General features: G+C 58.5%; 19 protein-coding genes and 1 tRNA gene. 10 read left to right on the forward strand and 10 right to left on the reverse strand.

The genetic code is table 11. The annotated features are described in order from the left end of the window. Positions 1-47 precede the first annotated feature (47 nt). From E1K68_RS15535 to E1K68_RS15545, 3 genes are all read right to left on the reverse strand, one after another. The gene (locus E1K68_RS15535) at positions 48-767 is read right to left on the reverse strand and encodes an META and DUF4377 domain-containing protein (RefSeq protein ID WP_244641738.1); all 720 of its coding nucleotides are present in this window, start codon (positions 765-767) and stop codon (positions 48-50) included. A 350-nt stretch (positions 768-1117) separates the two neighbouring features. Beyond that, a tRNA-Cys gene (locus tag E1K68_RS15540) sits at positions 1118-1191 on the reverse strand. Between the two features lie 214 nt (positions 1192-1405). Beyond that, positions 1406-3685: an acylase gene (locus E1K68_RS15545; RefSeq protein WP_212614355.1), complete on the reverse strand. Its 2280-nt coding sequence runs from the start codon at positions 3683-3685 to the stop codon at positions 1406-1408. Positions 3686-3923: 238 nt separating this feature from the next. On the opposite strand from E1K68_RS15545, the gene E1K68_RS15550 reads away from it, so the two are divergent. Further along, positions 3924-4304, forward strand: coding sequence for a hypothetical protein (locus E1K68_RS15550; protein ID WP_003191568.1), 381 nt, complete (start codon positions 3924-3926; stop codon positions 4302-4304). Between the two features lie 10 nt (positions 4305-4314). On the opposite strand, the gene E1K68_RS15555 is transcribed toward E1K68_RS15550, so the two are convergent. After that, a complete protein-coding gene (locus E1K68_RS15555; protein WP_003191569.1) occupies positions 4315-4509 on the reverse strand; it encodes a hypothetical protein in 195 nt (64 codons plus the stop codon). A 288-nt stretch (positions 4510-4797) separates the two neighbouring features. Between E1K68_RS15555 and E1K68_RS27865 the strand changes: the two genes are divergently transcribed. Beyond that, a complete protein-coding gene (locus tag E1K68_RS27865) occupies positions 4798-7611 on the forward strand; it encodes a hypothetical protein (protein WP_244858816.1) in 2814 nt (937 codons plus the stop codon). Between the two features lie 108 nt (positions 7612-7719). Continuing rightward, the gene (locus E1K68_RS27870) at positions 7720-9705 is read left to right on the forward strand and encodes a membrane-targeted effector domain-containing toxin (protein WP_244858817.1); all 1986 of its coding nucleotides are present in this window, start codon (positions 7720-7722) and stop codon (positions 9703-9705) included. Between the two features lie 50 nt (positions 9706-9755). On the opposite strand, the gene E1K68_RS15565 is transcribed toward E1K68_RS27870, so the two are convergent. From E1K68_RS15565 to E1K68_RS15585, 5 genes are read right to left on the reverse strand one after another with little or no spacing between them, the layout of a single operon-like run. After that, positions 9756-10517, reverse strand: coding sequence for an ABC transporter permease (locus tag E1K68_RS15565; protein ID WP_003191571.1), 762 nt, complete (start codon positions 10515-10517; stop codon positions 9756-9758). Further along, a complete protein-coding gene (locus E1K68_RS15570) occupies positions 10514-11713 on the reverse strand; it encodes an ABC transporter substrate-binding protein (protein ID WP_192002384.1) in 1200 nt (399 codons plus the stop codon). The genes E1K68_RS15565 and E1K68_RS15570 overlap by 4 nt, the downstream gene beginning before the upstream one ends. Then, the gene (locus E1K68_RS15575; RefSeq protein WP_212614356.1) at positions 11700-12503 is read right to left on the reverse strand and encodes an ABC transporter ATP-binding protein; all 804 of its coding nucleotides are present in this window, start codon (positions 12501-12503) and stop codon (positions 11700-11702) included. Before E1K68_RS15575 ends, E1K68_RS15570 begins: the two co-directional genes overlap by 14 nt. Beyond that, complete coding sequence (locus E1K68_RS15580; RefSeq protein WP_003191576.1) at positions 12500-13561, reverse strand: acyl-CoA dehydrogenase family protein; 1062 nt, start codon at positions 13559-13561, stop codon at positions 12500-12502. The genes E1K68_RS15575 and E1K68_RS15580 overlap by 4 nt, the downstream gene beginning before the upstream one ends. Positions 13562-13600: 39 nt before the next feature. Then, positions 13601-14161, reverse strand: a complete 561-nt coding sequence (locus tag E1K68_RS15585; protein WP_057711816.1) for a carboxymuconolactone decarboxylase family protein — start codon at positions 14159-14161, stop codon at positions 13601-13603. A 103-nt stretch (positions 14162-14264) separates the two neighbouring features. Here E1K68_RS15585 and E1K68_RS15590 point away from each other — a divergent pair, with 103 nt between their 5' ends. Then, a complete protein-coding gene (locus E1K68_RS15590) occupies positions 14265-15170 on the forward strand; it encodes an AraC family transcriptional regulator (protein ID WP_003191579.1) in 906 nt (301 codons plus the stop codon). Here E1K68_RS15590 and E1K68_RS15595 read toward each other — a convergent pair. Then, positions 15167-16078, reverse strand: a complete 912-nt coding sequence (locus E1K68_RS15595) for a LysR family transcriptional regulator (protein ID WP_003191581.1) — start codon at positions 16076-16078, stop codon at positions 15167-15169. The two genes, E1K68_RS15590 and E1K68_RS15595, sit on opposite strands and share 4 nt — an antisense overlap. Before the next feature lie 116 nt (positions 16079-16194). Between E1K68_RS15595 and E1K68_RS15600 the strand changes: the two genes are divergently transcribed. The 6 genes from E1K68_RS15600 (at position 16195) to E1K68_RS15625 (ending at position 23748) form a co-directional block, all read left to right on the forward strand. Beyond that, positions 16195-17190, forward strand: coding sequence for an aldo/keto reductase (locus E1K68_RS15600; RefSeq protein ID WP_192002382.1), 996 nt, complete (start codon positions 16195-16197; stop codon positions 17188-17190). 145 nt (positions 17191-17335) lie between these two features. Further along, complete coding sequence (locus E1K68_RS15605) at positions 17336-18238, forward strand: calcium-binding protein (RefSeq protein WP_169855882.1); 903 nt, start codon at positions 17336-17338, stop codon at positions 18236-18238. Between the two features lie 89 nt (positions 18239-18327). Next, positions 18328-18786 (forward strand): SRPBCC family protein, encoded by a 459-nt coding sequence (locus E1K68_RS15610; protein WP_192002381.1) that lies wholly within the window; start codon positions 18328-18330, stop codon positions 18784-18786. Between the two features lie 93 nt (positions 18787-18879). Next, positions 18880-19326 (forward strand): DUF411 domain-containing protein, encoded by a 447-nt coding sequence (locus E1K68_RS15615; protein ID WP_212614357.1) that lies wholly within the window; start codon positions 18880-18882, stop codon positions 19324-19326. Between the two features lie 3 nt (positions 19327-19329). After that, positions 19330-19755: a YqaA family protein gene (locus E1K68_RS15620; protein ID WP_057711810.1), complete on the forward strand. Its 426-nt coding sequence runs from the start codon at positions 19330-19332 to the stop codon at positions 19753-19755. 123 nt (positions 19756-19878) lie between these two features. Further along, on the forward strand, positions 19879-23748 hold the full coding sequence (locus E1K68_RS15625) for a hypothetical protein (protein ID WP_244858818.1): 3870 nt from the start codon (positions 19879-19881) through the stop codon (positions 23746-23748). The last annotated feature ends 72 nt before the right edge of the window (positions 23749-23820 follow it).

A 23820-nucleotide genomic window follows, 5' to 3' on the forward strand; every position in this document is an offset into this window, starting at 1 on the left:
GCCAATAAAAAACCCCGTAGACGCTAATCTACGGGGTTTGCGCGAGCTTACTTGCTGCCAGAAGCGTCCTGCTCGACCACCATATCCAGCACGTAGACAGTCGAAGGGGCATCCGCTGGCGGATTCTTCCATTCGTACTGCTTGACCCGCAACACAGTGCGCAAGCCGTCATGATGCACAAAGCCTTCGATAGGCTGGTACAGCGGATGCCAGGTGTCTTGGGTCGCCAGTTGCAGGCCCGCGTCGTCATAGCGACGCTCACGCACTTGCAGGCACTGATAATCTGGAATCAAAGGATGGCTGCACTTGACCGTCTTGGCCGCCACTTCCAGAAACTTGACCTCACCCTCGCTGCCATAGCGGGTCTGCGGGGTGGCCTCGCCTTGCAACTTGAGCACCGAGCCGTCTGCTGTCGTCAGTTGCAGCATCGGCGCCCTGTTATCGCCGGTGATCACAGCGCGCAGATCGCCCTTGAACAGCCGCCCTACCTGGGCGTCAAGGTCCATCAGGCTCTTGTCACAGGCCATCAGCGTAGAGGCCAGTGGCTGAACCTTCAGAACCCCGTCCTGATAGTGATAGCCGCCGAACTGACGATTGCAGCCGCCGCTGATGCTCAGGTTCTTGTCACCGAAGGCGACACGCAACTTGCGCTCGATGCCTTTGTTCATCGCCATGAGAGGCTTGCCCGACGCATCCGTTGCCGAGACCAGGTTCCAGTCGTAAGCAGATAAGGTTGGCTGGGCTACAGCGGCTGAGGTAGTTGGCATCGAAGGTGATTCTTCATGGCTTTTGGAAGGGGCGGCACAGCCTTGGATGAGTGCAGCACACACGGCTACAAGAAGAATTTTTTGTTTCATGGTTCACTCTGTCAGCTTTGATGAGTGCGGGCGTTATTCTGCGCTGGCAGGATAAGCGCGCGGCTAAAACGGCGTGAGGAGGTCGTTTGAGGCTTTAATGAGCGTAGACCCAATGCGCGCTTGGCGGACCTCGTCCTTGGCCGATAGCAATCGGACATCATTTGCTTCGATCAGTTTCACGCAATGAGGTCGGTGGCGGTATTGCTAAATCCCAGGCAATAAAAAACCCCGTAGACGTTAACCTACGGGGTTTCTAAGAGTGGAGGCCGAGGTCGGAATCGAACCGGCGTAGGCGGATTTGCAATCCGCTGCATAACCATTTTGCTACTCGGCCTCAAACGATCAATGCCCTTGTTGCTGACATTCACCGCATACAAACATGAGTGGGCTATGTGAAGCGTGCCTCTACTCTAACTCATTGAATACATTGAAGTTTTTAATGCTTCGTTGCGTTCGATGGGCGCCATTATGTACTCATTTGCCTAGGCCTGCAACCCCTTGATTTCAAAAAATATTCTGCCTTGGCATCAATGGGTTGCGCGTCTGCCCTACTCCTTCACCGTGTGGATTTGGTAGTGCGGGTCGGCCTTGATCTGGGCCTCGGTGAAGGGCAATGGGCGCAGTTTTTTCTCGGAGAAGGCTTGGGTCTGGTCCTTTGAGTAGGCGGACGCCGGGTTGCTGGACTCGGAGAAAGCGAGTACGCCGACTGCGTTGGGGCCTTTGTCGTCGAAGGTGACGATTTGCAGGTAGCTGGTGCCGCTGACGACTTCGCGTTTGCCGTCGGCGCGGGGCACGGTTTGCATGGCGTTGTAGATGCCGAGCTCTTGCGGGCCGCCGTGGATGGGGGTTTGGCCGGAAACTTGGATGTCGCCCCAGCGGGTCTGGCCCAGTTTGCCGACCTCTGCGCTGGAGGCCAGCATGGCTTCGCGCAGGGCTTTGGCGACCGGGGCACGGTCGATGGCGAGGCCACTTGGGGTGGTCAGGGGGTGGGCCGGGTCGAAGGCCACGCGCCAGGCGTCGGGGATTTGCTGCAGGTGTTGCATCAGGTTGATGAAGTGTACCAGGCCCACGCCGCTGTCGAGGTTGGCGCGCTGGTCCCAGTTTTTCAGGCTGGTGCAAAGTGGTTGCAGTGCAGCGGCGTCGGCCCCGAGGTGTTTGGCGCAGAACGTCAGCAGATCGGGCATGACTTGGCCCGCCAGGTACACCTCGTTGTCCATGACCATGTGTTGCAGGTCGGTGACGCTGATCGGCTGTTTCTCAAGGGTTTGCAGGCGCTGGAGCGCGAAGCGCGCACGCGGGCCGAGGCCGATGTTGTCCTGGCTGATCACCGGAGAGAAGCCGCTCAGGGGCGCCTTGGGGTTGGCCATCCATGCCGAGTCGTTGGAGTGCTGCACGTAGTCGGTGCGTTGCAGTTGGGGCAACTGGTCGGCCGGAAAGATACCGGGCTGGGCCGCGCGCGGGTCGATGTCCCAGGCGCAGGCGCTATGGGCGCCGTCGAGCACGATCATTTGCAACCCGGCCCGTGGGTCGCTGCAGGTTGCCAGCTTGGCGGCACTGACGTTGGGCACCACCGACAGGTTCATGTACAGGCTCTGGCCCTGGTCATCGGCGGCCAGGGTGTTGACCCAGGGGATGCCTTGCAGGGTGTGCACCGAGGTTTGCAATTCCTTGAGGCTGCCGGCGCGGTTCATGGCGTACCACTGTTGCAGCACCCGGTCGTTGCCCAGGTTGGCGTCGCGCAGGCTGAAGGCGTAGCGGCGGTCCCAGTCGAGCTTGCCGGGCCATTGCACCACGGGGCCGAACTGTGAACTGTAGACGGTGTGGGTCACGGCCTTGAGGCTGCCGTCGGCTTGCTTGACCTGTACCGTTACCGCCGTTTTATCCAGGGGGATGGACTTGCCGTCCAGCAGGTAACGGGTGGCGTCCTTGGGGTCGAGGGTCAGGCGGTACAGGGTGAAATGTTTGGACGTGTCCACGGTATGGGTCCACGCCACATGCTGGTTGAAGCCGATGTTCACCACGGGCAACCCTGGCAGTGCGGCGCCCATTACATCCAACTGGCCAGGGATGGTCAGGTGCATCTGGTAAAAACGCATGCCGCCCACCCAAGGGAAATGCGGGTTGGCCAGCAGCATGCCACGGCCATTGAAGGAGCGGTCACGGCCCACGGCAACGGCATTGCTGCCTCGGTCCAGGGTAAAGCGTTGCTGGTTGGCTGCGGCCAGTGCAAAGGCTTTGGCGCTGGATTGCATGCCGGCGGTGGCTTGGGGTGGTGCTGCCCCGGCCAAGGCTTCGGCGAATTGGCCGACGCCCCCTTCCACCAATAGCCTACGGGTCAACTTGACCAGGTCTTCCTTCACCAAGGGCCGTACCCACGCGGCCTGGCACTGCGCGGGGGCGCCCTGCTCCTTTAGATAACGATTGTAGCCAGCCACGTACCCTTCGATGCGCTGCTGCATCGCTGGCGTCTGGGCTTTCCAGAAGGCCGCCACGGCCTCGGGTGTATTCAGCCAGTTGAAGAACACATCGCTGGCGAGGTTGTTGCGCTCCTCCAGGGTCGCTTGGTCCGGCCCGAAAAACCTGGCGCGCTGACCATTGACCGTGATCACCTCATTGGCCAACAGGCACAGGTTGTCCTGGGCATAGGCGTAGCCCATACCCACCCCCAGGCCACGCTCATCAACGGCGCGAATATGCGGCACGCCATAACTGGTACGGCGGATATCCGCCGACGCCTGCGTCATTTGTTCCCGTGCCGATGCGGCCAGGCTCAGCCCCAGCAACAGCCCTGCCACGCCCACTCTGGACAACCCGTTGGAAATAATCACGCCGACTCCACAGTCAAATTGAACACCCTCACAAGGGATGGTTACCCCACCGTAAGAACGCACATCGACCGGAATAATTTAGCCGCACACGGCTGTATATCGTCAGCGCTTGAAAAGTGACAAACCCGATACCGACAAATTTTCTACATCCGCCGTTTCATGATTTGCGTCACTCGTTCGTCTTATTACTCAAGAGCACCATCTTTTTCCTGATCAGGCTCTGAAAAGGAGTTTTTGCATGTATAACCCTCAAGTGCCCACGGATGGACATTCAAAGGCCACAGATACTCACTTTGGCAAAGGCACACAGGCGTTCGGCAACGCGCCCGAACAGCAGGGCAACCAGCGCATCCGCCATTTGCTCAAGTGTTTCGGTTTGCGCACCAGCCTCATCCGGCTGAAGGTCATCGACGCCCTCCTCACCGCCGCCGACAACCAGCGCACCCTAGGGGTCCGCGGCGTGCACAGCCACTTGCTGGAGCTGGGCATTCCGTTGTCGTTTCTCAGCGTGCGCGAGGTGCTCAAGCGTCTGTGCAGCGAGGGCGTGATCACCCTGAACGCTGACAAGAGCTACAGCCTCCATGAAGAGGCTGCCAAGGTCCTTGAAAGCCGTGCCTGACTGATGCCCGTCAGAAGTTAGGCTTGACCTTGCGGCGCATGATGCCGTTGATCACCACGACGACCACGGCAATCGCGATCGCCAGGTACTGGAAGGTTTTTTCGCTGATCACGCCTATGTTTTGCAGATAAGACAGGCCAAACATCGCGCCCAGTACCGCCAGGGCAATCAGAAGCGAATATTTCAAGCGTTGCTTTTGGGTCATGACAAGTTCCTGAACCTTAAGAATGTAACCACGGTGTATCGCCGTACAGGCCAGGCACATACCCGCGTACGGGGATGGCGCGAGGTCGGCAGCATCGTATGTTACAGGCGATGAAAATTTTTGGCTTGTCCTGCGACATCGGTCGTACATATTCATTTACAGCATCGCTCGGGCTGGATTCGGAACCTTCCGACACCTTCAAACCAATTATTCGAGGCCCAACTAAGGAAGAATCATCCCTCGAACTATCATCAGGACGCGTGGGCCAAAGCCATTGGACTAGCCCACTTGATTATAGGTATCACTCACCCTCGCCCGCGTCGTGACGTCTCCACCGAAGAAACCGCTCATGCATCTGAGGTCCACGGCCCTTCCCTTCCTGAGGTGGAGGCCATTGCACCAGTCAGCGCGAATCGCTCTGACCTGATCAAGGGCCTGCAAATAACTGATCAACGCCTGTTGCTCAATCAATACCAGCAACTCAATCAGGACATCCAGGCACTGCTGCTACGCCAGCCGACGCTCAGCAGCGTTATCGAGCAGCAACTCGCCCGCAGTTTAGGCATTGCGCCGCCCGTGGACGTCTCGTCGCTGTATGTACACCGCTATCACACCGATGAGCAGGGCCAGCGCAAGTTGGTCTCGGTAGAAGGCATCACCGAGGCGCTATTCAATGCGTTGCGCCAACTCAAGACATCTCCGGACGCTGAGCCCTCGACCAGTATCGTCGGCATGGAAGTCGGCTTTTACCGCAGCGACTCGCCAAGCGAAAGCACCCAGCAATTGCAGACTCGCGACACCCTGCTTTCAATTGCACAAGCCATCGAAAAAGAACTGCCCCTGAGCCTCGCCCGATTCTGGACCGAGCCACGCACGGGCGACCCCAACCCTGAGTCACCCCAAAACGAGTTGTTGGGTATCCACCGCGAGATGCTTTCCACCCTGGCAGCCTTGGGAGTGGAGGACGGCGCTTTGACGCCTGCCGCCAAATCGTTGATCGACAAGGCGCTCGAGTATCCGACCCTGGAGGCTCGGGAAAGCGCGATGAGAGATGGAGAACGGCCTGGTGTGTACCCGCTCAAGCTCGAGGTACCAAGCCCCGCCGGCAGCCTGCTGGCGGGCGCCTTCCTGATCACCAGCAGCGACGGGGCGTCAGCGGCACGCCCATTCAATAGCGCGCAAACCGACCGCACCTTGTCACCTGGCCAACAGCACGGGCTGACAGTGCTCTACACCCCCCGCGATGGCTATGAAACATTCGAAAGCCCGACCAAGGCACTTGCGGCGCTGCGTCAACGTATCAACGACGATCCCGATGCCGCAGAGCAATTGTTACTGAGCCTGCCAATAGAGGTTCAACAAGGCCTGAAGGGTGACTGGAAAAATCAATTGAGCCAGAACCTCTCCCCGGTAGAGGCCGACGTTATCGCCGCAGGCGTGCCGCAGTTGCTGGCGCGTCAGCGCCAACAGGTGGTCAGCGCACTGCAAGCGCTGTATGACCGGCAAAGCGTCGAACCGGAACTGGTCGACCCCTGGCGACACCTATTGACTGAGGCGGACGTGCATCACGCCGCTGACCTGGGGCCGCATTTCGACGGCAGCAGCGCTCTGGAGGCTCGTGAGCAATGGCTGGACAGCCCATCACGCAGCATTGACGCACGCCAGGCGCTGGATCAAAACCTGGGGAATCAAAAAAACTGGCGCTACCTGGCGCAAAAACTCAACGAGTCCGCCCAGGCCTTGTCAGACACCCCCACAGAGCGCGACGTGTCGGCCATTCTGAAAAAAACACCGATGAATATCGCGCCAGACTCCGCCCATTACCAAGCCTATATAAGGGTACCTGGCCTGTCCGTAAGCCTTGAAGCCTTCATCACTGAACATGGCTTGCCATTGCCCAAGACCAGGGATGAACTGCTGGCATTGGCGCAAACCGCAAAAGCGCGAGCACAGCAACACCCCTTGGGCAATTTCAGTGGAGGCTTGTCCTGGCCGATCCCGCTGGACGCCGGCCAACAACAGACGCTGCGCATGGCCGCCGTCGAGCATGTGCACAGCGATCCTGAGTTACCACAGGAGATCCCCAAGCGCGGCATACTGGAACATCTGGGCAGAAACCTGCATCTCTCCGAGCAGACACTGGAGGACCCGGTCAAGGTGCTCGAAACCCTGATCAGCTCCAAGGATGGCCAGGCGCTGGGCCAGGCCATGCAAACCAAAATGAATGGCATTGCCACGGACTCCAGCGCAAACGACTACGCACTGGCGGCAATTCAATTGCTGCTAGACCCCGAATCCTTGACAGCGCCCCAACGAAACCATGTGGCGGGTTTCGACCTGGCAGACAAAAAACATTGGGGCCAACGGCTGTCGACTATCGTCTACAGCCTGCGCCAACACCTGATTGATACAGGGCGCGAATCACCGGAATTGGCAGGGGCGGCTGCACACCTGTTACTCAGCCGCGCAGCCCCGCATTTGCTGGTCAAGAACATCCCTGACTCCGTGGTGTACGGCAGCACCGCGTGGGCAAACCTGTGCATGGCGGCGGCAGCCATTGAAGCCAAAACCCCAGGCCGGGTTGCCACTATGTCGTTTGCCGAAGTGATGATCACCGCCGACACAGCAGGCGCCGCCCCCGCCTCTGCGCAAGCCGCAACGATGTTGGACTGGGCAGTGGCCAATGACATTCTCCCGGCCAAGGACGATGCGCTGTACCAGCCAGCCGACCTGGATAAAGCCCAGACGTTGTTCAAAGCTCAACTCGATAAACTGATGGAAGCCTCGTCGCTAATCGGCGGGAGTTTCCCAAGCCGTAAACAGATGGCGCTGGACCTGCTGCTGAAGACATTCGGCCCCGGCATGGACTTCGAGCTCAAGATTTTTTCCAAATACAATGGCGATACACCCTCCAATCCGCGATCACTGCTGGAAATCGTCATGGAAGAACGGGTCATGGACGGTCGCTGGGAACTCACCAAAGAAAATACCGGTGTGGATCTCAATGCGATAATTGCCTTCACCAAAGGTGCGTCATTCAATATTCAGCGCGCGTTTGAGGATGCCTTTTCAACCGCCTTGGACAACCATAAGACCGTCTAGAAAACGTCCATCCTCAACGCACTCAGCAATCTGCCGCCCGAAGATAGAAAAAACCTCACCCAAGGCAAACTCAATTACTTTCAAGAAAAAAGCTACAGGGTCAGCTGGATGCCCTTCAAAGGGGAAACCTTGTTTCATACCAGCCCGACCATACTGGTGACCGCGCAACACAACGGGCAAACAACCACCTATGAGTTCGACACCGTAAACGGCGTTGTCCGAAGTCTGGGCAAGAGAAAAACACCGAAAGCCCCCGAAGCGTTTGCCAATGAGTTGATCAGGGAGGAGCCATTCTATCCAGACAGAGCCAATGCCAAACGCGTTGACGGCTGGCAAACACTGCTCGATTTTCTCCCGAACAAACCCGTGCCGGTTTCGCGAATCGACCTCAGTGATTTCAAGGAAAGTGAACTTGATCGCGAACAGCCCTCCACCGCTGAGCAGCCTTATATGCTCATCAACCCCCGCAGTCATCATATTGCCGACTCGGTGATCAAGGCATTGGAACTGGATAACCCAGCCATCAAGAAAGCCGCCGCGGGAACCACGACCTTTGAAAGCAACCAAGAAATACTGACCCACGTCACAGAGTTTTTCCTCAACCTTATTCCCTTCCGTTCTGCAATCGTCAACTTCATGGAGGGCAACTATGGGGAAGGCATCACGGACGTCGCCTTTGACGTTTTCGGTTTTGTCACTGCTGGCGTAGGCATGGCGGCCAAGATTGGCAAAGTGCTGGGTACTGCTGGATCTGCGGTCAGCAAGGCGCTCAAGGTCACGAAAATCATGGTGCCGTCTCTGCTCAAGGAGCTGAACCCGTTAAACGGCGTGGGCGATCTGCTAAAAGGCGCGGGCAAAACCATTTACGAAGGCACAGAAGCGATAGCCGGCCTGGTGGGCTCCCTCAAGGGTACCGCAAACCGCGAAGCGCTGATCAGCGCCGCAAGCCGCTATGAGGCGGCCGCAACGGGCACTTTTAAAGTCAGCGGGAACAGTGTCGAGGGCATGGCGGTCAAGCGGGATGGGCGTTGGTATGCATACGATGCGCATAAACAGAAAGCTTTCGGTGCACCTCAGGATTTCGATCCGGTGCATACACTGATGCCACCCTCACCCCGCGCGGACTTCTCCCCCCGTGGGCAAGTGAGCGCTCGTCAAAACAGCCGATTTCACCCCTACAAAAAATCCATCGAAAAAACGCCGAACATCGATGCAAGAACGCCAACAACACCAGTGATCGTAAACAAAACCGATCATCTGGACTCCATCAAAGAAGAATACGTCGTACACATTAAAGGCCGTCCCAACGAAGGCCATTTCACACCGAGCCGGAGGAAACCGACAGAACAACGATTCGAAGCAGAAATGAATGACTTCCATCAAAAACTGGACCCTTTAGACCCACCGAACCGCCCCACGATTCCGGAAACGAAACCCTACGAGAAAGTGCCCGACCTGATTGAAAAAGCCTTGGACAATTCGGATGTGGTGATATTTGGGGAGAGCCACCAGCATCTGGCCATGTTCCGCGAAATTGACGCGAGCATAGAGCTGTTCAAACGCAAAAATGTGAAGGTGGTCGGCATTGAGGGTGTCGTCTATGACAACCGTGGATTACTCAAGGACGATGGCATGGGCCATACAGGCCCCAACCTGAGACCGGCTCACCCTCAATACAATCTGCAAACGCTGATCAAAAAATTCCAGGACGCCGGAATAGAAGTCGTACCACTCGATCACTTTTATCTGACGCGTCACCGACATGACCGGAATGCTTACACGAAGCTAAGCACAACCCAACGAAACCTGAAAAGACTCAAGGAGTTTAACTACTACGCGGCACGCGTCATTGAACAACACAAACACAAAGGCAAAGTGGTCGCCCTGGTAGGACGCCAGCACATCAACACCACTCAAGGCGTCACCGGCCTGGCTGAGGCGACCGGAGGGATCGGTATCGGTGTTTACGAACGAACAGGCATGAAGGTGGGCTACGGCACGAACTCCAAGGATATTAAACCGGGGCCGATGGGCACCCTGAACGCTGACAACGATCTGGCGGGAGACCTGCAAATCTATTCGCCAGCAACCTGACAACACGTTAAATAGTTGCCTGCGCAGCACGCAGGCAACGATCAAAATCATCAGCCGCCATGCACCCACCGCTGGTGCACCCAACGCGCAAACGCATCCAGTGCAAACCCCAGCAACCCGATGACCACTACCATCGCCATCAACTCCGAGTACGCCAGACGATCGCGGGTATCAAGGATGTAATACCCCAGGCCCGCGCTGACCCCGAGCATTTCGCAGGGCACCAGCACGATCCACAGAATACCGATGGCCAGGCGCACGCCGGTCAGCACATGCCCCACCACGCCAGGAATGACCACCCGACGCAATGTTTCCCAACGCGTGGCGCTCAAGCTCTTGCTCAGTTGCAACCAGCGCGGGTCGAGCTGACGCACGCCGGCTGCGGTGTTGAGCATGATCGGCCAGACAGCCGCGAAGGCCAGCAGGAAGTAGATAGGCTGGTCGCCCACGCCCATGAGCATCACCACGATAGGCATCCACGACAGTGGCGAAATCATCCGCAGAAACTGGAACGCCGGCGTTGTCGCCGCCTCCAGGTTACGCGAACTGCCCACCAGCAACCCGAGGGGTACTCCCACTAACAACGCGAGAAACAACCCGACAAAAATACGCTTCAAGCTGACGGCGATGTGCAGGTACAACTCACTGCGTCCGAGCAATTCCCACAGGCTGCTCGCGGTGGCCGCCAGGGAAAAGCGCGCCGACAGGCCATCGGCCTCGCCAAAGACTTTCACGCCCAGCCACCACAGCACCAACAACCCCGCCAAGCCACTCAGCCCCAGCCACCAGCCGGGGATTCTGCTGTTGTTCAAACGCCGATCTCCTCGTGCCGCTCATAGCCGTCCGGCAAACCGAAGGTCTGCATGCCGCCCACGGCTTCGATCGCCTTGCGCACGAAACGGTCGTCCACCAGGTCCTTGGCGACGAAGGCTGGGTCCAGGTCTGCGAGAAACTTTTTATCGCCTTCGATCAAGGTGTCCTTCAAGCGCCGCACCAGTTCTTCGGTGTAGCTGGGGAACGGGTACGGTTGGAAGTCGATGCGATGCTCGTCCCAGTTGGCGTGCTGGATTGCTCCGTCGGCAACATAGCCGGCGCGGTCGCTGGCCGCAGGCGCCAGGACTTTGCTCAACACCGGCTCGGCATGGGGCGTGTAGCGGTTCGGGCCATCCTTGGACAGCAGCTTTACCGCCTCTTCGCGGTTGTCGCGGGTCCACACCTGGGCCTTGACGATGGCGTTCACGACCTTTTGCGACCACTGCGGACGGTTGGTCAGGTCGTGTTCGTGCATGAACACCACGCAGCAGGCATGGTTGCGCCACACGTCGCCGGTAAAGCGCTGCACGCGACCGACGTTGAGGTTTTCTGCCAAGGCGTTGAACGGTTCGGCGACGATGTAGCCGTCGATGCGTTTGCTGGCCAGGGCCGGAGGCATGTCCGAGGGCGGCAACACGATCAGGTTGACCTCATTGGCGGCAATCGAACTGCCGGTGGCACGAGTGACAGGCGTGAGGCCGTTGTCACGAAACAGTTGCTGCACCACCACGTTATGGATCGAGTACCAGAACGGAATCGCCACTGACTTGCCGCCCAGTTGCTTCACGTCGGTAATGCCTGGGGATACGGTCAAGCCCGAACCGCCCACATGGTTCCACGCCACGACTTTAGCCGGCACCTTACTGCCGTAGCGCGCCCATACGGTCATGGGTGACAGCAGGTGTATCACGTTGACCTGGCCGGAGATAAACGCCTCGATCACCTGGGCCCAGCTGCGCAACAACACCGGGCGCTCGGCCTTGATGCCTTCGGCTTCGAACAGGCCGTTGTTGTGGGCCACCAGCAGTGGCGTGGCGTCAGTGATAGGCAAATAGCCGATGCGTACCGGCGCATCGGGCTCGTTGGCGGCACGGGCTTGCAGGCTGCTCAACAACGGCAAGGCGCCGGCGGCACTGAGCACCGCCGACAGCTTGAGAAAGTCACGGCGCGAGTGGGTCAAGTCATCCAGACACATAGTTAATCTCCTGTTGTTCAAGGGGGTTGGGTTGAGGGCGGCTCGCCTGCCGTAAGGTTTTCAGAATATCGATACGCAGTGCGCCGATGGCCTCGACCTGTTCTTCCCGAGGGTGTGGCAAGTCGATAACCCACTCACCCAACGTCCGCGCCGGGCGGTTACCCAGTAGCAGGATGCGGTCCGACAATAACAGCGCTTCGTCGATGTCGTGGGTGATCAAGACGGCCGCCGAGCCTTGCTCACGATTGACCTTGAGCAACAGGTGCTGCATATCGGCGCGAGTCACTTCATCCAGCGCGCCGAAGGGTTCGTCGAGCAGCAACACTTGCGGCTGACGCGCCAGGCAGCGAGCCAATGCCGTGCGCTGGGCCATACCACCGGACAATTGCGCCGGGAACTGCTGGCGCGCAGGTTCCAGCCCTACCGCCGCAATGGCGTGGTCGACACGCCGGCGGCGCTCTTCAACACTCAAGTGCGGTTGGCGGGCGAAATCCAGGCCGAAGGCAACGTTCTTTTCCAGGGTCAGCCAAGGCAGCAGGCTCGGGTCTTGAAAGGCCACCACCACGCGCGGATGCGGGCCGCTCAATGGTTCGCCCAACACCTGCACGCGGCCAGCCTGAGGTGCCTGCAAGCCGGCCAGCACCCGCAGCAGGCTGGATTTGCCCACGCCGCTGGGGCCCAGGATCGACACCACTTCACCCGGTTGCAAGTGCAAGTCGAAGCCTTGCAGCACCGGCCCGCTGCCATACCCCAGGCAAATACCCTGGGCCGTCAATACCGGCAGGCTCATAGATTGGCCTGGCGATGCAGCTCGGTACGCAGTTGCACCAGGCTGGGCGTTACGATCGGCACAAAGGCCGACTCGCGCCAGCGCCGGGCAAAGCCGCTGCCGTGGGCGGTCAAATAGGCCTTGCCACCGCTGGCTTGCAGTTCAAGCTGCACGGCGCTGGCGGCGGTTTCAGCCAAGGCGATGCGCAGCTTGAACAGCGGTATGGGCTCGGCGGTAAAACGCCCGGCCAACAGCCCGTTTTTAAGCTCGCTGACCAGATGATCCAGGGTCACGCGCAGGGCTTCCAACTCTTCGCGCAGCACAGTGCGACTGGCACCCAAATGGTGAGCCACTTCGGCTAGCGAACGCCGGGCCAAGCCAATCGACATGCCGCACTGCAAGCCCAGGAACGCCGGGCGTACCGCCGGTAAAAACTTGCGCGCATCCTCGTGCAGCAACCACTCGCGACTCAGCTCCACGCCTTCCAGGCCAAGCGCTGCGGTGTTGCTCGATTGCAGCCCGAGCAGCTCCAGGTCGCGTGAACGCTGTAACCCGGCCACCGAATCCGGAATCGCCAGGATAAACGGCGCGCCGCCGCCCGCATGCTCGATGGCCGCTGCAGCGACAAAGCCATTCTTGCGCAAGTTGGTCACCCAATGCAGGCGACCGTTAAGTGTCCAACCGTGGTCGTTGGGCTCGGCGCTGATCTGCAACGTCTCGATACCCGACAGAAACTTCATCGCATTCGACAGCCCGGTGGCGCCGGCCAACTTGCCGCTGAGCAGGTCTGGCATCAGTTGCTCGCGCAGGCGCTGATTGGGGCTCTGCAGCAAGTACTCGATAAACGAGCGCTGGCCCCAGCACACAAACGCCGCCGCCAGGGAATGGCTGGCCACATTGGCGATGGCCTCGACCGCCCCCGCCACATCACCGCCCAGGCCGCCCAATTGAGTGGGCACACCGATTTTCAGAATATTGGCTTCTGCCAGCCGCGGCAGCACTTCCTGTGGATCGCAACTGCCCACGTCCAGGGCCTGCGCTTGAACATCGAGCCAACGGCTCAAGATTGGGTCAAGCATTCATGTCTCTCCTTTTACAGCAGGTGGGCCAACGCCGAATCAGTTGACCGGTTTTTCCCAACGGTATTGCGCCAGTTCCGGGTTCAGCGGGGTGCGGGCAAACACGTTAGCGAAGTTGCACAGGGTTGCCAGGCTGACACCCAGGATGACTTCCAACGCGTGGCCGTCGGTGTAGCCGGCAGCGCGGAATGCCTCAAAGCCCGCGTCACTCACATCCCCACGGGTGGCAATCACTTCACGGGTAAAGGCAGCGAGTGTCTCATAGCGCGCGTCGGGCAACTCACCGCGGCGGCGCAAGGCCTCGATCACCTCCTCTGGCAACTTGGCTTTATTGCGGGCAACCGCCGTGTGGCCGGCGACGCAGAAATCACACCCGTGGCTGGTGGCGGCAATCAATTGCACCACTTCACGGTCGGCCAGGCTCAGTTCTGCCTTGGCATTCAAGCCGGAGACGGTGATGTAGGTTTCCAGCGCGGCGGGTGCGTTGGCCAGTACCCCCAGCAGGTTAGGAATAAAACCCGAGCCTTTGAGCGCGTTTTCCAGGAAGGGTTTGGCCGCTTGCGGGGCGGTTTCAGGCGTGAGCAACGGTACACGGGACATGGAGTGGTCTCCTGTTGGGTTTGAATGCCCCAGTCTGTTGGTTCTAAAAAAAGCGCTCAATAGGCTAAAGTAGCGATTACTTGCTCTTGAGTCTTTCCATTAGATGAATTCGTCCGATGTTCTTGTCGATTGGTTATTAGATAGCCTCGAACTCAACACCAGTTTGTTTCACGTCGGCCGCTATTGCGGTGACTGGCACGCGAGCACCCATGGCCTGGCACAGGCGAGCTTCCACTTGATCGTGCAGGGCGAATGCTGGCTGCATATCGACGGCGATCCAACGCCCCAACACCTGAATAATGGTGACGCGGTGTTTCTGCTGCGTGATTTTGCCTTTCGGCTGTCCGGGCACGCCACGGCGGCAGGCGCCCAAGAGTGCCCACGCCGGCAGATGCTGCCCCTCGACAGCACGGCCACGGACGGTGTGGGATTAGTCTGCGGTTTCTTTCACTTCCAATCCGGCTTGTCGACGCTGATTGTCGACACCCTGCCCAGCTGGATCATCCTGCGCGCTGGCGACCCGTCGCTTGCGGCTGCACGCAATCTTTTCGAGTTGATCCTGCAAGAATGCGCACGTACGCCAGCGCCCTCTTCCGCGCTGCTTGAACGCCTTTGCCACCTGTTGTTCCTATACGTGTTGCGCCAGCAAGTGATCGACAATACCGAGCTTGGCGGCCTGGCCGCATTGGGTCGGGCACCGGCGTTCGCGCCTTTGCTGGAGCAATTGATCGCACACCCGGCCGAGCCCTGGAGCCTGGAAAGCATGGCGGCCCGTACCGGGTTGTCGCGCTCGGCATTTTTTAAACGGTTCAGTGAATTGTGCGGGCAGTCACCTGGGCAAGTGCTGCTGATGATCCGTATGCGTCACGCCTGTGAACTGCTCAAGGCGGACCAGACCGTGGCCGAGGTGTCCCTCGCAGCCGGGTATCAATCGGTGGCGGCGTTTACCCGAGCCTTCCACAAGGTCACCGGGCAACAGCCAGGGGCCTATCGCAGGGCGCAAGCCTAGCGTTGTAAACCCGTGCCGGGCCGCGCGCATAATTGCACCAGCCAATCGACGAACACCCGCACCCGCTGCGACAACTGCCGATGGGGTGGGTATAACGCGGTCAGCGCCATTTCCGGCACTGCCACATCGGCCAGTACCTGCACTAGCGTGCCCTCGGCCAGTTGACGCAGGGCGTGATATCGAGGCGCCTGGATCAGCCCATATCCGGCTTCGCACGCAGCGAAGTAACCGGCGGAACTGTTCACGGCAACCACCTTCGACAGGTTGACCGGGCGCAACTCGCTGCCCAGCACAAATTCCAGGCCAAACCGTTTGCCGCTGGCACTGGAAATGTACTCGACCATTTGGTGACCAGCCAGCTGTTCCAGGCTGCTGGGCGTGCCCATGCGTTCAAGGTACGCGGGGCTGGCCAGCGTCAGTTGTTCCATCATTGCCAAGGGTCGTGCCACCAGCGATTCATCCAAGGCCGGACCACCGCGCAACACACAATCGACGCCTTCGCGAATCAAATCCACTGGCCGATCATTGAGGCCGATCTCCAACTCGATCTGTGGGTACAACGCGGTGAACGTTGGCAAAGCCGGAATCACAATCAAGCTCCCAATGCCTGAGGGCATATCGATGCTCAATGTGCCACGGGGGTTCTGGCGCCGCGTGGAGAACACCGCCTCGGTTTCCTCAAGATCAGTCAGCAATTGCACGCAACGTTGGTAGTACGCCGCGCCATCCAGGGTCGGGCTGACGTGGCGCGTGGTGCGCTGCAGCAGTTGCACGCCGAGATGGGCCTCCAGTTGCTTGATCAGAATTGTCACGGAGGCGCGTGGCAATTGCAGGCTGTCGGCGGCCTTGGCAAACCCGCCCAATTCAACAATCCGAGTGAACACGCGCATGGCGTTAAAACGGTCCAAAAGAATGCTCCTGCGGGAGATTGTTTAGATATTACGAACAGTGATAGCACTTTTAGCGGGTTTATCTGCATTTTTTCAAGGGTAACAATGGGCCCCTCATCACAAGGAGCTTCCCTATGCACACTCGACAACTCGGTAAAAACGGCCCGCATGTGTCTGCCATTGGCCTTGGCTGCATGGGCATGACCGATTTCTACACGCCCGTCGCCGATACCACCGAAGCCACCGCAACCTTGCACCGCGCCCTGGAGCTGGGCGTCAACTTCCTCGATACCGCTGACATGTACGGCCCGCACACCAATGAGCAACTGATCGGCAAGGCCATTGCCGGCAAGCGCGACCAGGTGTTCCTGGCCAGCAAATTCGGGATCGTGCGCGACCCTGCCAACCCCGTAGTGCGCGGGGTGAATGGCCGGCCCGACTATATCCGCAATGCCATCGACGGCACCTTGCAACGCCTGGGGGTGGATACGCTGGACCTGTACTACCAGCACCGCATCGACCCCGACGTGGCCATCGAAGAAACCGTCGGCGCCATGGCCGACCTGGTGAAACAGGGCAAGGTGCGCTATCTGGGCCTGAGCGAGGCATCCGCCGCTACCCTGGAGCGTGCGCATAAGGTCCATCCCATCAGCGCCCTGCAAAGTGAATATTCGCTGTGGAGCCGTGACCAGCAAGACAACGGCTGCCTCGCTGCCTGCCAGCGCCTGGGCATCGCGTTTGTGCCGTACAGCCCGTTGGGCCGAGGTTTTCTCACCGGTGCCTTGAAAAGCCCGGATGATTTCGGCGCAGACGACTACAGGCGCCACAGCCCGCGCTTTCAGGGTGAAAACTTTGCAAAAAACCTGCGGCTGGTAGAACAGGTGCAGGCCCTGGCGGCAGAAAAAGGTGTGACGGCCGGGCAACTGGCACTGGCCTGGGTATTGGCCCAGGGTGACTACATCATTCCTATCCCCGGGACCAAGCGGCGTGCGTATCTGCAAGAGAATGTCGCGGCGGTATCGATCACTCTCAGCAAGGACGAACTAGCTGGGCTGGATGCGATCTTCCCGGCCGATGCAACCGCCGGTTTGCGCTACCCCAAGGAAGTGATGACCATGCTGGATATCTGATTGCCCCGAGGGGCGCATTAAAGGTTGGCACAAATACCTTGACGCAAATGCGCCCCCGCCCGCAGGAACCCTTTGGGCCGATCCTCCACGCAAGAGTAGTCATGACGCACTGTCAGACTTTTATGATCAACCCGAAGGACACCTGATGCTATTACCCCTCACTCATGCAGCAGTCCCCCATCACTCCACGGTTTCTACCGAACCGCAGCAGTCCAAGCCGACACCCTATGACCCACCCTCAGACTTGCAGCTGGGCGTGCCGAATATCAGGACGCATCTGCTGCTTGAAAAAAGTGATGTGACCTTCAGTCGGGAAATCACCTGGAGCACCTGGAACCCCGAAAAACCGAAGATCGCAACTAATCGGCTCATAGTAGAAACCGGTAATGGCGCCGACGAAATCCACGTGCGCGGTTGGCCGGGCGACAAGCTGCAGTTCATCATCAACGGCAGACCGTATGTGCTTGACGCCAAAGCACTACAAGGCCCGGATCAGAGCCTTTTGATCAAAACCAATGGCGGCGATGACAGAGTCATAGTCGATGATGACGTCAAGCACCTCCTGGAAGTAGAGGGTGGCGCCGGAAACGACTTCATCCAGGCCGGCGGTGGCATGTCCGGACTCTTTGGCGGCGGTGGCCACGATACCCTGCTCTTGGGTAGCAACTCTGGCTATGCCGAAGGCAACGACGGAGACGACCTGATCATCGGCGCAAGCGGCAACACCCTTATGTTTGGTAACGCGGGCAACGACCGACTCTATGCAGGGTTTGGCAACGCACATAAACAGAACCTGCTCGACGGTGGCGACGGCGACGACAAACTGTATGCCGGAAGCGGGAACAACTATCTGAAAGGCGGCAAGGGCGATGACCTGCTGACAGGGCATGACCGTACGTCCTTCTACACCGGCGAAGATAACGACCGCATCGCCAATCATCAGCCCACAGACAGCATTCACACACGCGTCAATGATCATTGGACGCTCGCCCAAGGCACGGTCTTGAATGAGGCGAAACCGGGCAAAGCCGGCGAGCAGCCAAGTTAACCAACGGTCGCAATGCTCCCGTGCAAAGCGCGGGAGTCAGACTATTCTCACAGCTCCTAGTGTAAAAACCGCCACACAGGAGGTGTGTCATGCACGCGACTGAGCATTCGGTCCGCTTGGAGCAGATCAGTCAGGAGCGCTTCATCCAGGCGCCGATCGAGGCGGTTTACGACTATGTCACCCAACCCGACCGCTGGCACGAGTGGCACCCCACCTCCCTTAGCGCCGACACCGGCACCACCGGCTCATTGCCGGTCGGCACGCGCTTTACCGAAATCATCGACCTGCTGGGCATACGCGTCCCCATGAGTTACCGCGTACAAATCGCCCGCCGCCCCAGCGAGTTCAAAGCCGTGTTCACCTCCCTGGCGGTTGATGGTTCCATTCATTACTACTTGCGCGCTCATCAGGACGGCACCCTGTTCAAGCGGGTGCTGACTTACGAGACCGAACTGCAACTGGCGTCTTTGCACGAGCGCATGGTCGAACTGTCCGCGATCGCGCTGGACCGGCTCAAGCAGCGGCTGGAAAATCAGGGTTTCGTATAATTTAGAAACATTACCACGACGTCAGATTGCAAACATGCCTGCAAAAGCAGGGAGAATGCCCGGCTTATTGCCGCGCCTTCAGTGAGACCCACGATGAAAACCCCATTGCGATTGGCCCTGCTCAGTGCCCTGTTTACCACCACCCTGGCCCAGGCCGCCGAACTGATCCCCATCGATGTACACCGCGACGCCAACTGCGGCTGCTGCAAGAAGTGGATCAGCCACTTGGAGAGCAACGGTTTCAAGGTCAACGACCACATTGAAGCCGACATGAGCGCGGTGAAACAACGCCTGGGCGTGGCGCCACGCCTTGGCTCCTGCCACACCGCGGTGATCGACGGCAAGTTCGTCGAAGGCCACATACCCGCCGAGCAGGTCCTGGCTCTGCGCAAGCGCAACGACCTGCTGGGACTTGCCGCACCGGGCATGCCATTGGGCTCGCCAGGCATGGAAGTAGACGGACGCAGCGAGGCGTATCAAATCATTGGCCTGACCCGCGACGGCGAAGACGTGGTGGTAGCGGACTACCCGGCTCACTGATCGGTGTTGATGGGGTACCTCGGGCTGTTCGTCGCGGCATTTGGCGCCGCTACGTTATTGCCCCTGCAATCGGAAGCCGTGTTGGTGGGCCTGCTGCTCAGCGGGCATTACAACCTTTGGCTGCTGCTGGGTATCGCCACCCTGGGTAACGTGCTGGGCTCGCTGGTCAATTGGCTGCTGGGGCGCTCGGTGGAGCGCTTCAAGGAACGGCGCTGGTTCCCTGTCAGCGCCAGGCAACTGGACAAGGCTCGCAGCCATTATGCGCGCTGGGGGCATTGGACATTGTTGCTCAGTTGGGTGCCGATTATTGGTGACCCGCTGACGTTAGTGGCTGGGGTGATGCGCGAGCCGTTGTGGCGGTTCTTATTGGTCGTGAGTATGGCCAAAGGCGCGCGTTATTTTGCGCTGGTCCTGTTGACTCTGATGTGAGACTCGAAGCATCAGGCCGCACCGTTTGTCGCCACTGTCAATTCTGACAGCTAGACCCCCCCCCTTCAAGCGTCTGATTTCCTTGAACCGCGGCTGTCGAGGCCCTATTCGAGGAGTTCATCCATGTCCAAGCTACCATCGCCCGATGACCACTTTCCCGTTGCTTGCAAACCATCAGCGTTTATCAACGATCTCGACCCGCCGATCTATTCCAACCCGATACTCGACGTAGTGGGAGCTGACAGAGGCCTGGGCCTGCGGCATGTCGACCCTTACCTGCTGGTCACGCTTTCTCGCTGGACCGGTTTGCAAGAAGGCGATACGTACGAGTACTACCACGGCAGTCGAACAGTGGCTCTGGCTTCAGACTTCGTCAGACCCGGTGAAACAGGCAACAGCTTTTTTCGGCTGGCTATCGAACAAGAGCGCGTCCCGCAAGACTCCTCCTTTCCGGTGTTCGTGCGGGTTGTGCGAAATGGCCCTGGCACATCCAGAACATCAGATGACTTGACGGTCTTCGTCAAGGAAACACGGCCTGGCCTGGACGAGCAGCCTGGGTTGGGCTATCACAACAGATTACTGCTGAGCTTGCCCGCTGACTTGGCAATGCCCGGAGCAGTGTTGACGCCGGAGCGCGCTGCCCTGGGTGTTTTAATTACGCTCGATTACCCCGGTAAGCGTGTGCGCGATAAGGTTTCTCTGTATTGGGACACGATCGCGCAGGTGGTAGTTTTTGAACTCGATGAGGACCATGCCTCCGGGGCAAAGCCAATTGAAGTGACTGTCCCGCCAAATACCATTGGCACGGGTAGCGGCCTGATTCCTATACGCTACCAAGTGTTCGATGAAGTTCAAAACCGCTCCGGGCATGTCGAGCACTTTTCCCAGGCCGTACATGTGCAAGCCGAGCTTGATCCCAACTTGCTTGAACGGGCGTACTTCCAAATCAATTTTGTCGATGCAACCTCGGTCAATTACGACGAGGACGCGGGGAGTAATTTCCGTATCGAGGTGGTTGCACCACGCCGGCTTCCAAACGGAAGCTCAACGCCGACAAACGCTCGTGTTTTGGTGACATTGAGCGGTACTGTCGATGGTGTACCGGTGCTGACCCAAGATCTGCCCGACGCTGCCGCCAATCCAGGACTCTCATCTTTTTTTAATGTCGATGACGACATCATCAAACAATTGATCAAAGGCACAATGGTAATCACCTGGCGGCTGGAGTTCCCACTGGGCACTGTACTGGCCTCGTCCCAATCACTGACAATCCTGATCTCCGGCACGATTGCGAGTATGCCGGCAGTCACGGTGAGGCAGGCCGATGCAGGTCTGGTCGACCCCAATGAACCTTTCATCACCATTGACTATCCGAACCCGGCCTATAGCCCCTACGATCCGAACAACCTTGTCACGTTGCGCATGGAAGCCTTACTGCCGGGGGGCGGCATCGTTGAGTATGAACAACCGCACTTAGCCGGCGCACCGCCGCCGCCTACACGTTTTCGGACTGTGACCCAAGCTAACTTCGCACGGTTTGTCGGGCTGGGCGATGTGCGGATTTTCTACAAGGTCAACGATGGATTGATGAGGATACTGGGCGCTGGCACAGAAGCGATCCGCGAATCCGATTCGACCTTTGTGCAATTTGGTCCCCGTTTAGCCGAAATGCCACGGCCGGAAATCGACCGAGTCGATGAGGACGATAACCTTGACCCGAACGATTTGTTTGGCCAACTCGATATTACGCTGCCTTACGACAGGACAAACCCGGACGACATCTTTGAATGGCGCCTGATCGGCACCGCCGCAGATGGCAGCACCAGCGATCGAATCGTTCTGAATAGGGCCACTGCGGGTAGCCCGGTTTCATTCTCGCTGGACCGACACTACGCCGACACCAATCAGGGCGGCATCATTCGCCTGAGTTACTCGCTGATCCCCGCGAATGGCGGGCGCACCCTGCGCTCTGAAATACTCGAAGTGACCGTCGGCAAGGCGGTGGGTGATCTGCCTCGCCCGGAAGTGCTTGAAGCATCGAAAGCTCCCGACCAATTAGCCCCGGAAGCGGCGACAGCCGGTGCCAACATTCGAGTCACCTTCCCGCAAATGCTGCCCAGCGACCGTATTCGGGCGTGCTGGACAGGTATTCCCGACATCGGCAGCCACTGTGAAACCAAAGACGGCGACATCCGTAAGACGGTGGACTTCACCGTCCCGCCTGAAGTCGTGGGCGCCAATATTGCGCCATTTGGCCAGCAGGTTACGGTGCAATACTTCCTGATACGCAGCGGGCGAGAAAAAGCCTCCCCCATTCTGGACCTGTTGCTGCTCAACCTCACCACCTTGCCGATCCCAACCATCGAAGGTATCGGGGATGCGCCGCTACTCGATCTTTCCAGGCTCAATGGTACCGAGCGCACCGCCATTAACACCTGGCACTTCATCCATAAGGACGAGCGTATATGGATGGAATACCGAGGCACCTATGCAACCGATCCTGAAAGCGAGTTCTTCGAGGCCACTTACACTAACAACCTGGTAACCCCAGATGGCGTGAACAACGGAATCCTGCCGCCGCCCCCCGTAGACGAGTTGCGTAAGCTCAAGGACGGATCGACGCTGACCATCAGTTTCTGGGTCAGCTTTGATCGTAGTTCCAACAAGGCCAATGCTGTGCTGTTTCGTCAACGGACGTACATAATTCAGGCATTGCCCGGCGTATTACCACACCCGTTTATCAACGGCACCACCGATACCGGGCCAAATGTGGCGGTCGATCCACTGCCGATTGAACACAATACGACGGTGACCGTTCGCTATACCGGTATGAGTGGCCGAGATTTCATCACGCTTGTATGGACTTTTGCCGACGGCAGCAGTCATTCGGTCGGCCTGCCTGGGCTGGATGGCGGCACCGTGGTGTTCAATCTCACCGCCGATAAAGTCTTGCATCGCAGCGTGTACAGCACGGTATGCCTGAAATATTCCGTGGCGCGCACAGGCGTGCCTGACCCGATCCCGTCACAGGTGCAGACGGTGTGGGTCAATGCGATTCCGGCCGCGGACTTACCGCAGCCACTCATCAACAATGTCATCGACGGGGGCACGCTGGACCTGGGAAGTTTTACCGGCGACGCCAAGGGGTCAGTAAGTAAATGGCCTTTGAGCGATAAAGATCAACTCACGTGGATGGTGTTGAGCGCTGAGGGAATTGAAGATCTACCGGTGTTCGAGGCCAAGGCGATTAGTGCCACGGAGGCCGCGAATGGGTTGAAAGATCAAGCGGTGCTGCGTAGTTGGTTGGCCAGGGTACTGAATAACAGCCAGATCACGGTTAGTTTTTGGGTGGCCTATAACCGTATTAACGATAAGAGCCGAGCGGTTGAGTTTCCAACGACAACGTACAGTATCGCTTATGAACCCTTGAGCATCGACACCTCAACCTTGGTACTAAATGGATGGCACTTTAACTCCACCGGTGCAAATCAGATTGCTGATTTTCCTGGGGCCGCATTTGCCCGACAGCCTAAGGGAGGCGTTGCGCCTTATTATTATTCAATTCAACCTCAAAGTTACCCGGCCGCAGTCATAGATAACAGTGGAAATGTCAGAAGTCGTAGAAACGGTTCGACGCGAGTCACCGTAAGCGACAGTGCAGGCGCCCAAGTCAGCTACCCAGTGACCGTCTCAAACTGCTGGGATCTGTATATCTTGGCCGGTGACGTGTATCCCTTCGGCCACCATAACTTTCTTGAGAGCGTTCAGCCGCCGTATGAGCAAATTCCGGAATCCCGCTGGTCGTCTATCTACACTGCGTACGGCAGAGTACCTATCCGATGGAGCGGGGTCACTCAGCTTGCTTGGATAACATCGGTGGTCGAGGGTGGCAGATCGAAAAGCTATAACGGCAATACAGGCGCGACCCAATCTGTAAGCGTCAACGAAAACATCAGGCACGCTTTGTGCGTGGTTCCTTCGCAGGCGTCCTGAGGATATATCTGGCTGCAATATAAAAGATACGAAGGTACGTCGAGGCCGCCCCGTTGAAAAAACCGGGGCGGC

This window comes from Pseudomonas sp. B2021 (assembly GCF_018135665.1).
Taxonomy (GTDB): Bacteria; Pseudomonadota; Gammaproteobacteria; order Pseudomonadales; family Pseudomonadaceae; genus Aquipseudomonas; species Aquipseudomonas lactis.